Source organism: Ottowia thiooxydans, from assembly GCF_040548795.1.
GTDB lineage: Bacteria > Pseudomonadota > Gammaproteobacteria > Burkholderiales > Burkholderiaceae_C > Ottowia > Ottowia thiooxydans_A.
Window position 1 is genome coordinate 274,599 of record NZ_JBEPSH010000001.1, and the last position, 12,072, is coordinate 286,670.

General features: G+C 57.3%; 9 protein-coding genes. 5 read left to right on the forward strand and 4 right to left on the reverse strand.

Going from position 1 to position 12,072, the window contains the following annotated elements; all coding sequences use genetic code 11:
- Positions 1 to 20: 20 nt before the first annotated feature.
- Positions 21 to 494, reverse strand: a complete 474-nt coding sequence (locus ABIE13_RS01305) for a hypothetical protein (RefSeq protein WP_354440458.1) — start codon at positions 492 to 494, stop codon at positions 21 to 23.
- Positions 491 to 1,627 carry an aminotransferase class V-fold PLP-dependent enzyme gene (locus ABIE13_RS01310; RefSeq protein ID WP_354440460.1) on the reverse strand — a complete coding sequence of 379 codons (1,137 nt, stop codon included), beginning with the start codon at positions 1,625 to 1,627 and terminating at the stop codon, positions 491 to 493. Before ABIE13_RS01310 ends, ABIE13_RS01305 begins: the two co-directional genes overlap by 4 nt.
- A gap of 35 nt (positions 1,628 to 1,662) precedes the next feature.
- Here ABIE13_RS01310 and ABIE13_RS01315 point away from each other — a divergent pair, with 35 nt between their 5' ends.
- The 5 genes from ABIE13_RS01315 (at position 1,663) to ABIE13_RS01335 (ending at position 7,894) form a co-directional block, all read left to right on the forward strand.
- Complete coding sequence (locus ABIE13_RS01315; protein ID WP_354440461.1) at positions 1,663 to 2,358, forward strand: Crp/Fnr family transcriptional regulator; 696 nt, start codon at positions 1,663 to 1,665, stop codon at positions 2,356 to 2,358.
- 525 nt (positions 2,359 to 2,883) lie between these two features.
- Positions 2,884 to 3,480, forward strand: coding sequence for a MarR family winged helix-turn-helix transcriptional regulator (locus tag ABIE13_RS01320; RefSeq protein WP_354440462.1), 597 nt, complete (start codon positions 2,884 to 2,886; stop codon positions 3,478 to 3,480).
- The gene (locus tag ABIE13_RS01325; RefSeq protein ID WP_354440463.1) at positions 3,477 to 4,919 is read left to right on the forward strand and encodes an efflux transporter outer membrane subunit; all 1,443 of its coding nucleotides are present in this window, start codon (positions 3,477 to 3,479) and stop codon (positions 4,917 to 4,919) included. The genes ABIE13_RS01320 and ABIE13_RS01325 overlap by 4 nt, the downstream gene beginning before the upstream one ends.
- 37 nt (positions 4,920 to 4,956) lie before the next feature.
- On the forward strand, positions 4,957 to 6,303 hold the full coding sequence (locus tag ABIE13_RS01330) for an efflux RND transporter periplasmic adaptor subunit (RefSeq protein ID WP_354440465.1): 1,347 nt from the start codon (positions 4,957 to 4,959) through the stop codon (positions 6,301 to 6,303).
- A gap of 28 nt (positions 6,304 to 6,331) precedes the next feature.
- Positions 6,332 to 7,894: a DHA2 family efflux MFS transporter permease subunit gene (locus ABIE13_RS01335; RefSeq protein WP_354440467.1), complete on the forward strand. Its 1,563-nt coding sequence runs from the start codon at positions 6,332 to 6,334 to the stop codon at positions 7,892 to 7,894.
- 80 nt (positions 7,895 to 7,974) lie between these two features.
- On the opposite strand, the gene ABIE13_RS01340 is transcribed toward ABIE13_RS01335, so the two are convergent.
- Positions 7,975 to 10,689 carry an AarF/UbiB family protein gene (locus ABIE13_RS01340; protein WP_354440469.1) on the reverse strand — a complete coding sequence of 905 codons (2,715 nt, stop codon included), beginning with the start codon at positions 10,687 to 10,689 and terminating at the stop codon, positions 7,975 to 7,977.
- A gap of 267 nt (positions 10,690 to 10,956) precedes the next feature.
- Positions 10,957 to 12,030 (reverse strand): lytic murein transglycosylase B, encoded by a 1,074-nt coding sequence (mltB, locus tag ABIE13_RS01345; RefSeq protein ID WP_436278366.1) that lies wholly within the window; start codon positions 12,028 to 12,030, stop codon positions 10,957 to 10,959.
- Between the last annotated feature and the right edge of the window lie 42 nt (positions 12,031 to 12,072).

Genomic DNA, 12,072 nt, shown 5'->3' on the forward strand with positions numbered 1-12,072 from the left:
GGGGGCTTCTCCGGGTGGTTTCAAAGAGGGGCGATGGGTGGCTGCGAGGTGGGGTGCAGCGCACACAGTTGCGCGTCGATCAGCAGTACCTCGACCTCGTGACAACGCACCAGGCGCAGCCAGCGGTCGTCGTTCATGTCGGGCATGCGCTCGGCATGCAGGCTGATGTGGCAGGCAGCACCGTCGGATTCGGGCTGCACCGTGGCGCGAATGCGTGGCGACAGCTCTTGCGCCGAGCTCCCGACGTGATAGACCACGCTCAGGGCTTGCGAATCGGCCACGGGCCGGACCCAGGTCAGCTCCCCGTCGAAGAGCGAGTGGCCGCGCACCACACCCTCGGCGGCTGGTTCGGTTTGCCAGCATCCCAGTGCCCACCGGCCAAGCTGGCGCCCGTCGGCCAGGAAGGCCAGCGCCAGCGAGGCCGGCACGCGGCACAGAACCGATGCGCAGTGCACCGACGCTTTGAGGTGCATGGTGTTATTCATCGCGGTCATTGGGTCAGCCGCGTCAGTTCGCGCAGGGCGCCAACCACTTCATCGGCCGTGTTGTAGAAGTGCGGCGCCACGCGGATCACGTCGTTGCGGGCCGACACCACATAGCCCGACTGCAGCATCCGGGCCTCGACCTCTGCTGCATTCGGAATGCGGATGGCCGTGTTCGCGCCTTTCGCAGCAGGTGTGGCAGGGCTCGCTACTGAAAGCCCGAGGCGTGCGGCTTCTTCAAGGGCCACGGCAGACAACTCTGCCAAGTAGGCCTCGATGGACGGAATGCCGATCTCGTTGAGCAGGCTCATGCTCGCGCGCGCCACGCTGGCGCACATCATCGGTGGCGTACCGGTGTTGAATCGCGCAGCGCCATCGGCGAAGTCGAGATGCTCCGGATCGAAGGAAAACGGATTCACGCGGCCAAACCAGCCCGTGACTTTCGGCGTGAGCCGCTGCGCCAGCTCGGGCCGCACATAGAGAAAGGCAATGCCCGGAATGCCCAGCAGGTACTTCTGCGCGCCGGTGGCCAGCATGTCCACCTCTTGCGCACGCACGTCGATGGCAATCGAACCGGCCGACTGGTAGGCATCCACGAACTGAACGGCGCCTTGCTCACGCGCTGCACGGCCCGTGGTTGCGATGTCGATGATCTGGCCGTCGTAGTAGCAGGCCTGCGACACCGACACCAGCGCGGTGCGCGCATCGACCGCCTCTGCAATCTGCGCCGTGGTGCGCGTGCTGCCGGCCTCGGCCTGCACAAAGCGCACTTTCGCGCCACGCGGCTGCTGCGCGAGCCACACATGGCACAGCGACGGAAAGTCTAGCGTGGTGGTGACGATCTCGCGTCGGTCACCCTCGAACGTCAGCGCTGATGCAATGCTGGAAGCCGCGTCCGATACACTACCCAGCACTGCCACATCGTCGGGCTTGGCATTGATCATGCGTGCGAACTCGGCGCGGGCTAGCTCCACCTGCTCCATCCAGTAGCCCCAGTCCGCGCCGCGCTGCAACCAGACCTCGAGGTAGTCGTCGATGGCGCCGCGCACCGGCAAACTGAGCGCGCTCTGCGAGCAGCTCGATAGTTGCGCCGTTCGCTCCAGGATGGGGAACAGTTTTCGGTAAGAAGAGAATGGATGTTTCATGAGACTGCCTTGCGCAAAACAAAAGGCTTGAGACGGTGAATAAAAGTACCGAAGCGGCAGCGTCTCCCTCTGCATGGATCGAGTTGCCGCATTTCGACTGGGGACCGCTGATGGCCGAGGACACACCGACGGCGCGCTTCAGCAAGGGCGAGACGCTGTTCTCGCAGGGCGACGTGGTGCGCCAGGTCTACGTCGTAGAAGAAGGCCGCGTGAGGTTGCTGCTGCTGTCGGCCGCCGGCCACGAGAAGCACATGGCCATCGTCGGCACACACGGCATGGTGGGTGAATGCAGCGCGTTCCTCGACGGCCGGCATTCGGTGACGGCTGTGGCCTCGTCGGACGTTGTGGCGCGGCCCATCGGCTACCAGCAGTTGCTCGACGGTATCACTCGCCACCCAACGTGCATGCGCCAGGTGCTCTGGCTGGTTAACGTGAAGCTGCGCATTCTTGCGAACCAGAACCTGCTGCTGAGCGAGGGCACGGCCGCGCAGCGCGTGATCCATCACCTGGTGCAGCTGGCCGACACCTATGGCGAGACGAAGAAAGAAGGCGGTACGCGCATCGGCATCGCCTTCACCCACCAGGAAATGGCAAACATCACGGGCCTGAGCCGGGTCATGGTCTCGAACGTGCTGATCCAGCTTCACGAACAAGGACTGACCGACAAGGACAAATCGCATTGTGTCATCCGGGACATGCAAGGACTGAGGCAACGCGCTGCTGTCATTTGAATGGCTGGCGGACGCGTCGTACTGAGGGCCAGTCTAGGACGACCGTGCGAAGCCGTATGTCAACGGCTTTACAAGCCAAGGGATTTTTTGCTGATCAAAGGCGGTGACCCCTTTCTCAGAGGTGCGACCGTGTGCGATGGGGTGTTCACCTCAGAAGCAGCGACTCGCCTGTCCATGGCTTCGTCGCCCTGTGTGGCTGATGCATGAGCGCTGGCATAGGCGCGCGGCGTACTCCCATGGCGCTTGCGAAACACCAGTCTGAAGTAGGCTGCATCCGCAAAGCGACAACCGTACGCGATCTGCGTAACCAGCATCGAGGCTGTTGCTGGCGCCGTCGTGCAGAGCAGGATTTTGACGCTCCCAGGGAATAATTGCGCGCGATGGTGTCTGCTGCACCTCAAGCAACATTCGATTGTTCCCGAGAAATCCGGGAAAACCCTTGTGAAAATAGTGCCATTACAAACACTGCTTTGACAATATTTGCATAGGCAAATAAATTAACGGCAACTAATTCAAGGTTTGCCGATGATTTCCCGTCCATCTCCGCCCGCGGACTCACCGTCCGACGGGCGTTCTGTCGTCCACTCGCCGCCCCAGGATCACGTTCGCCGTGAGATCAAAGCAGCGGAGGAGGGGGGGCAACCCAGCTTTTTCTCGGCTGAGACTTATGACCCGCAGGAAAGCCTGCTTTACAAGCTTCGCCGAGCCATGATTGGCATCAATCAGGCGGTCAACGAGCAGACTGACTTGGGCGGGACCAGCCTTCCTCAATGGGTGCCTCTTCATAAGGTGCATTTGGGCCATGCCAACACAGTGGCCGAACTGGCACGTAAATGTGCTCAGGACACCGGGGCCATGACGCGACTGCTCGACCGGTTGGAGACCAAGGGGCTGTGTCGCCGTGTGCGCTCCGAAAGCGATAGGCGCGTGGTGAATATTGAGCTTACCCCAGAGGGTGTGACGGCAGCCGAACAGGTACCCGTGGTGCTGAGCCGTGTCTACAACGCCGCGCTGGAAGGGTTCAGTCAAGAGGAATGGCAAACGTTTCAGCACTTGCTTGGACGCTTGATTGAAAACGCTGAAGGATTGAGCGGCAAAGCCGCCGAGGAGCGGGGTGAATGAAAACGACGTTGACCATATTGACCGCTGCTGCCTTGTTGATGGCAGGCTGTGCGGATATGAAGAACATGGGCCCAGGCGCACAACTGCGTGAGGCCAGCGAGTTGGGTCTGGCTGCTTCCACGGACACTCAAGCACTGAGTCCTGCTGCAGATTGGTGGACCAATTTCGGGGACCCTCAACTCGACAGGTTTGTGGCAGATGCCGTGGCGGGTAACCCCAACCTCCGGGTGGCCGCTGCGAGGGTGAGCAAGGCCCAGGCAGGCGTTGCTTTCGCGCGCTCGACCGATTGGCCTCAGGTCAACGGCGAACTGTCCTTGAATCGGCAGAAGTTTTCCTCCAATTACATCTACCCGGCCCCCTTGGGTGGATCTGTCCAGAACATTGGCAACCTCCAGGCGTCAATGGGGTGGGAGCTGGATTTCTTTGGAAAGCACAGTGGAGAGTTGGCCTCTGCGCTCGGTCAGGTGAGGGCCGCAGAAGCTGAGCGCGATGCTGCCCGCGTGCTGCTGACCTCCAACGTCGTGCGGGCCTATCTGCAATGGGCGCGCCTGCTTGGGCAGAAAGATGTCGCTGAGCGCACATTGACTCAGCGCCAGCAGATGCTGGGACTGGTGCAAGATCGCGTCAAGGCAGGCCTGGACAACCAGCTTGAAGTCCGCCAGAGCGAGACGGGCCGAGCCGACACTCGCACCAGCATTGCTGCACTGGCGCAGCAGGTTGAAGCCAGCCGGAATGCCCTGGCCGCACTGATGGGGCTGCCGCGACTGCCTGAAGGGGTTACTCCCCCACAACTCAGTCAGTTCAAGGCCATGGCGGTTCCGGACGAACTTTCCGCAGACTGGCTGGGGCGCCGCGCGGACATTGTTGCGGCGCGTTGGCGTGTGGAGGCGGCGCGCGGTGAAGTGCAGGTCGCACGTGCACAGTTTTATCCCAACATCAACTTGGCGGCCTTTGTCGGCTTCCAGAGCATTGGCTTTGACAACATGCTCAAGGCGGGCAGCATGCAATGGGGTGTAGGCCCTGCGATCAGGCTGCCGATTTTTGAAGCAGGCCGTTTGCGGGCCAATCTGCAAGGCAAGAGTGCCGATGTCGACACCGCTATTGAGAGCTACAACGCCACCGTGATTGACGCCATGCGCGATGTGTCTGACCAGTCGCAAGGGGTGCGCGCAGTGGCTTTGCAGCAAAGCGAGCAAGCCAGTGCTTTGCGTGCGGCAGAGGGCGCTTACGACATTGCCCAGCAGCGCTACAAGGCGGGCCTGGGCACCTATTTACACGTGCTTTCTGCGGAGACCGCCGTGTTGGCGCAACGCCGCCAGAAGGTGGATTTGCAAGCGCAGGCCTTGCTCAGCCAGGTGGGCCTGGCGCAAGCCATGGGTGGGGGCTGGCAGCCCACCCCCGAGAACGTGGTCTTGCAAAGTCAAGCCACGACACACTGAATTCATTCCCAAGATAACTTTTTCCCAGGACAAAGCCATGGCCGATAACAACCAAGCGCAGGGCAACACCGCGCCAAATGATTCCGCCGCTCCTTCTGCAGCGCCTTCCAAAAACTCCAAACGCAAGCCGGCGCTGATTGCGCTGGCCAGCGTTGTCGTGCTGGCCGGGCTGGCCTGGGGTGCTTACGACTGGATGGTGCTCAGCCATTTCGAAGAAACTGACAATGCCTACGTACAGGGCAACGTGATTCAGATCACGCCGCAAGTGGGCGGTACCGTCACCGCCATACTGGCCGACGAGACCGACCGAGTCCAGTCTGGCCAAGCACTCATCAAGCTTGATCCGCAAGATGCCAACGTGATGCTGGCTCAGGCGGAGGCCGCCCTGGGTCAGGCGGTTCGCCAGGTTCGCACCTTGTATGTGAACAACTCGTCGCTCAGTGCCCAGATCAAGCTGCGTGAATCAGAGGTAGAGCGCACCCGCTCTCAATTGGCCACGGCCAGGGAAGATCTGGCACGTCGCCAGGGCTTGGTAGCTGGTGGCGCAGTGTCCGGTGAAGAATTGAGCCACGCCAATGCTCAGGTGACTGCGGCACAAAGTGCGCTGCAAGGCGCCAACGCTGCCGTGGCTGCAGCCCGGGAACAACTCACCAGCAATCAGGCATTGACTGACGGAACACCGGTTGAACAGCACCCCAGCGTGCTGGCAGCTGCGGGCAAGCTGCGTGAGGCGTGGATTGCTGCGCACCGCATGGCTCTGCCTGCGCCGGTCAGTGGGTACGTGGGCAAGCGCAGTGTGCAGTTGGGCCAACGCGTGGCGCCGGGCACGCCATTGATGACCATCGTGCCACTGGATCAGTTGTGGGTGGATGCCAACTTCAAGGAAAACCAGTTGCGAAATATCCGGGTCGGCCAGCCTGTGACCCTGACCGCAGACGCCTATGGCAGCAAGGTGAAATTTGAAGGCAAAGTAGCAGGACTGGGCATTTCCACTGGTTCGGCTTCAGCGCTTTTGCCTGCACAGAATGCGACCGGCAACTGGATCAAGGTGGTTCAGCGCGTGCCTGTTCGAATTGCTCTAAATCCTGAGCAGGTCAAGGCGCATCCTCTGCGCGTAGGCCTGTCCATGGAAGCTGAAGTGGACGTGGCAGACAAGACTGGCCTGTCTCTGGCAGAGGCGACAGGGACCAATCCGTTGGCCCAGACCCAGGTGTACGCACAGGCTGACGAAGGTGCAGAGGCACAGGTGAGGAGCATCATTGCCAAGAACATGGGCCGGCCGGTGCCGCTCGCCCCCATCAAGGCCACTACTGCAACGCCTTCTGGTCAGCACAGCAGTGCAGAACAACACGTGCAGGTGAAGCCGGCTCGCAAGGCGGTCTGAAGAAAGCTCTTCTTCACCCGAGCAAGTCATGAGTTCCCCTTCAGCTCAAGTGGCGCATCCGCCACTCACCGGCAGCGCACGCGTGCTTGGCACGTTGGCTTTATCTGCCGCTACTTTCATGAACGTGCTCGACACGTCCATTGCCAACGTCTCATTGCCTGCCATCGCTGGTGACCTGGGCGTCAGCCCGGTTCAAGGCACATGGGTGATCACCAGCTTCGCCGTGGCCAATGCCATATCTGTGCCATTGACTGGTTGGCTGACTCAGCGCATTGGTCAAGTCCGGCTTTTCATGGCCAGCGTACTGCTGTTTGTGCTGACCTCCTGGCTTTGTGGCCTGGCTCCGAGCATGGGCATGCTCATCGCATTTCGGGCGTTGCAGGGTTTTGTGGCGGGGCCATTGATTCCGCTTTCTCAGACCCTGCTGCTGTCGAGCTACCCGCCCGCCAAGGCCGGCCTTGCGATGGCCATGTGGTCAATTACGACACTGGTGGCGCCGATCATGGGCCCATTGTTAGGCGGGTGGATCACGGATAACGTGAGCTGGCCGTGGATTTTCTATATCAACGTGCCGGTAGGCCTGCTGGCGGCTGCTGCCACCTGGGCGCTCTACCGCGAACGCGAAACCATGACCAGGAAGGTGCCTATTGACGCGGTGGGCTTGTCTCTACTGGTCATTTGGGTGGGTGCGTTGCAACTGATGCTGGACAAAGGCAAGGAGCTGGATTGGTTTCACTCTGGCCAGATCATTGCCTTTGCAGTGGTGGCAGTGGTGGGTTTTGCATTCTTTCTCATATGGGAGCTCACTGAGGAGCACCCGATAGTGGACCTATCGCTTTTCAAGCGGCGCAACTTCTGGTCCGCCGCCTTGGCGACGGCGGTGGGCTATGGAGTGTTCTTTGGCAACGTCGTGATATTGCCGCTTTGGTTACAGCAATTCATGGGCTACACGGCCACCCAAGCCGGGATGATCATGGCGCCGGTGGGACTGTTCGCCATCGTCCTATCCCCTATCGTTGGCCTCACGCTGCACAAGGTGGATCCGCGCAGATACGCCACTTTCTCATTCCTGGTGTTTGCGTTGATCCTATGGATGCGCTCGCACTTCACCACGCAGACTGATTTTGGCACCATCATGATTCCCACCCTGATTCAGGGTGTGGCGATGGCGTTCTTTTTCATCCCTCTGGTGACCATTACGCTTTCGGGGATCGAGCCTTCCAGGCTTCCTGCCGCTTCTGGCTTGTCGAACTTTATGAGGATTACGGCCGGGGCTATTGGCACCTCGGTGGCGACCACCATGTGGGAAGACCGTGCGGCCATGCATCACGCGAACCTGGCTGAGAACATCAACCACGGCAGTCAGGTGGCGATGTCTACCCTTGAGGGCCTGCAGGCGCGCGGCATGAGCCATGAACAAGCACTGAGCTATATCAACAATCTCACGACTCAGCAGGCGTACATGCTGTCTACGCAGGAGATTTTTTATGGTTCAGCATTCTTGTTCTTGATGCTGATTCCGCTGGTGTGGCTGGCCAAGCGGCCGAAGTCTGGCGCATCTGCGGCAGATGCTGCAGCAGGGGCGCATTGAACAAGCCCCCGTGCCTGTGCGCGTGGGGCGTTGCGCGGATTGATGTCAAGACGCGATAGGCAGGGGTGTCGCCAAAAGCGTCAAACCCTGCCCGTCAAGATGTTCCAGATATCTCCAGTTACCAGCCAGGCGGTGTTCAACTTATGGTCGCTCACAATTTCGTTGACGATCTCTGAGAAGACGATTTCGTCGAATGGTTGGTGTCGATCAATCAAAGTGATCAATTCTGCTAGTTCGGTCTGTACTGGCCCAAGCGGAGATTCCGGAAGTGCTTGACGAAATGTTTTGATGAACTCTTCGGCCTGTTGACGAGCTTCTGCCAGGCTTTTTGTGCCGAAGATATGCTTATCTAGAAGCTCGACGATGCGTTTTCGCCGATCTTTTCTTGTTTTTATATTGATATTATTAATTCGTGTGATCGCGTTTTGCAGCATGATCTGCGAGCGAGAGAAATTGGATATCGCTGCAGGAATTTCCAGTCCAAGCTGATTCGCAGAATTGAGTATGGATACGATGACAGCGCCTGGGTCTTCCTCAGTACGCATGGCCTCTTGAATCTTGGTAAAGAATTCTTCTTTATTGTCGGCGAAAAGTAATTTTCCGTCATCCGACAAAATTTTCTCAAAGTTTTTAGAAAAAACCTCAGGTTTCAGCAATCCGGCAGCAAGTACCATTTTAAATATGGCGCTCCTCTGATCAATGGACAGAATATAGGCATTGCCCATATCAATTACCGTCGTCATACCATTCTCGCCAGCTTCGGCAGAAAACATGATGTTTCCGGCGTGCAAATCCCCGTGATAAAAGCCTGAGCCAAACAAGGATTCTTCTAGCCAGGTTTTGGCTAGAGAACGAATGCCAGAGGCTAGTTTGACGCCTTTTTGATCGTTGGCTATACTGTAAATTTCTTCATCGGCAAGCGGTTTTTCCAAATCTTCAAAGTTAGATTTAACCGTGCTTCCGGGTGCTCTTTCCAGTACCAGGTATCCTTGAGTCGGCGGAATATTTCCCGCCAACTTCATGGCTTGAAGGTTGGTTGATGCTCCGCTGTAGACTTGCGCCAGTTCGACGTAGTTGCCTTCTTTGGAGAGATCCATTTCCACCTGTATCTGAGCTGAAATGCCTTCGAATGTTTTCAACATTCCAGGAATTTCGGTGGCTACGTCAGTGAAGAACTGAAGCTCCCTCTCGGCGCGTAGGCGAATTCCAGGACGTAGTAATTTGATAACTACCTCTTGAAATTTATCTGGATCTTCTCCATACATTTTGGCCAGCACCGTCTGGCCAATGGATGCTGCCCCCAGGTTCTTTTCTACTTCGATTCTGGAAATACGCCCATTTGATCTTTCAACGATGCCGCTCAAAACCGACTCGATGATAGTTTGCTTGATGGGGCTGAGATCCGTTTTTAATGCATCAAGCGCATTTTTAAGGTCACCTTCAGCCTTGTCTCCGAATAGCTGCAGCAGCTTTTGTATATAAGGCCCCCCAGCCTTGAGTAGCGCCACCAATTTCATCTCGCCCATGTCATTGGACTTGGAATTGGTGAGATAGGAAGCCATCATGGCTCGTTTGTCCATGACGGGCTGTGCATCGAAATAATTCTCGAATATGCGAGCCATGAAAGTCTGAAAATTGCCTTCGCCCATTGTGGAAATGGTTGAAAGCATTTTCACACTGTCCAGTGACTTGAATTCGAATGAATCAATTCTATGGTCAATATCCGCCGAAATTTCGCTATATCTTTTTTCTGGAAGGGCGTTCAGCGCTCTAGCGAGATTTTGTTGGTTTACAAAATCTGTCGGGAGTTTGATGTCGCGTTTGAGGTTGTCGATGTATCCCTTGACCATGCTGGCGAGCTCGGGAGGGAGTTCCGCTGAATCAATGAGTTCGGGCTTGGCGTAAATTTCGGCGAGCAGAGCAGAGTTATTAACTAGAGTGGACTTCAACCGCGAGCCATCCTCTCTGGTGTCCGCTTCCCACGAATTTTCAGGGAAGAGAATTTCAGCGAACAGGGCTCGAACTCGCTTCTCATCCCTGGTTTGAGTGGAGTTGATTTTATCGGCACTGATTGCCTCTACTGCCGGCTCAAAGTCCACCCTTGCTGTTTCTGTTGGAGACTTGGACTTCCAAGCTTCAATGAGTTCAAGAGTCTCGTGATCGACGACCCTTCTGATGGCTTTGTCGTTTGGAGTCAGACTGTCTCTGACCTCCTGCAGCATGGACGGGTCTTCCGCCAATATGATGCAGGAGGCAACTAGTTTTTCCTTGCTCAAATGATCAAAAGAGTCCAGGTTGGCGTGTTTTTTTAAAAAATCAGTGGCAAGTTCGCGTTGGCCGTGTGTTTGATCCCAAAGAGCATTTTTCAGCGTACTGGTCTTGTATAAATCAGGGTTGCTTAGTATTTCTGCCTTGAGATTTTCACGGACAGCACTCAAGGTTTTGTCGGGAATGATTTTTACGTCAGCCCCAAGGCTAATTTGCAGGTCTTTCCCGTTGGGGGTGACGGCGAGGGTCGTGCCCTGATACTGCGTGATGAAACCACTCCCATCGTGCTCCATGCTCCGCATTCCTTGCAGCAAGGCATCGGCCAACTCGGAAAATTCCTGCGTTTTCTGGGACCGGTTGTAGACGTGGTAGGCCTCAACTGCAATGAAGCCGATGCCGCCAGTCAAAATGCCCGCGATAATCTCTAAGACTATCCCGGTGGTTGTCCGTTTGTAGTCTGCAGCCGCAACTCCCAACTGCTTTTCAGCGGACAAGCCTCTTTCTGCGAAATTCAGATTGATGTTCATGGTGGCCTACTTTCGGCGCGTTCTAGGATAGTTAAAGCGGTTTCCCGGCATACAAACCAGGCGGGCATAGGCAAGCTGCGTCGATTGACCCTACCGAATGAGTGACCATCGACGAACAATGGTTCCAACTTTATCTTTCATCACCTTCAGCGTCCGCATTTTTTGATGCGCCTCGCGAGAGTCACTTTCTGTATGCGCTCTCTATCCACCCTATTTCTGCAAGAGATTGGCCGATTGAGCAAGGCCGGTGAAGCCCTGTAAAAGCTCTCATCGCGCTGCAGCCACCTCACGGCCTAGGTCGATCACAGCCATGGCGTAATAGCTGCTCCAGTTGTAGCGGGTGATGGTGTAGAAATTTTCAGTGCCTGCGACAAAAGTCGGCTCCGAACTGCCATTCTGAAGCTCGATCAGTGCCAGCGGGCCTGCATGGTCCCGTCCGGCGCCCGTGAGAATGGCGCCCTTGGCTGCAAAGCTTGCCTGGCTGAATGAGGGAAGAATATCTGGCGCCAGCAAGGCGTCCATGTCTGCTTCTGGCGCCAATTGCACCGGGTAGTGAGTCGGCATGCCCGGACGCCAACCGTAACCTTGGAAATAGCTCGCGACTGAACCAATGGCGTCAGTGGGGCTGTTCCACAGGTCTATACGGCCATCGCCATCAAAATCTATGGCGTGCTTGACCCAACTGGACGGCATGAACTGTGGCATGCCCATAGCGCCGGCATAGCTGCCCAGTGGGGTCATTGGGTCCATGCCAGTTCTGTGGCAAAGACTCAGGAACTGCTCCAGTTCGTCCTGGAAGAACGCCTGCCGGGCCTGGGCACGAGGGTGTTGAGGCGGAAAATCGAAAGTCAGGGTAGCGAGTGCGTCCATGACGCGGAAACTACCCATATTCTGTCCATAGATGGTCTCCACACCAATGATGCCGACGATGATCTCTTCAGGCACACCAAACTGCTCGTTTGCGCGCGCCAATGCCGAGCCGTTAGCTGCCCAGAAACGAACACCGGCACGAATGCGGACCGGGTCGATAAAGCGACTTCGGTAGACACGCCAGTTTTTGGCCGTGCCGCGCGGAGGCGGCAGCATTAGGCGTGGAATGGACCGAATAAATAGCGCCTGACCAATGGAGCTTCGCACCCACTGAGGGTCCAGACCGCGGCGCGCCGCCAGGTCGTCTGCAAAACGCATGGCGTCTTCGCGCAGAAGATAGGGGCGCGCGGGGTCTTCGCTAGGTTCGCTGCGTCTGCCTTTTTGCTGGCGCGGATTGGCCGACGATAGGATGGGGGTGCCGGCTGCGAGCAACGTGGCAACTGAAGACAAAATAAACGGACGTCGGTGCATGTGCGTGCGCTGAGGAGCTCAAGATATATGAATGAATCCGGA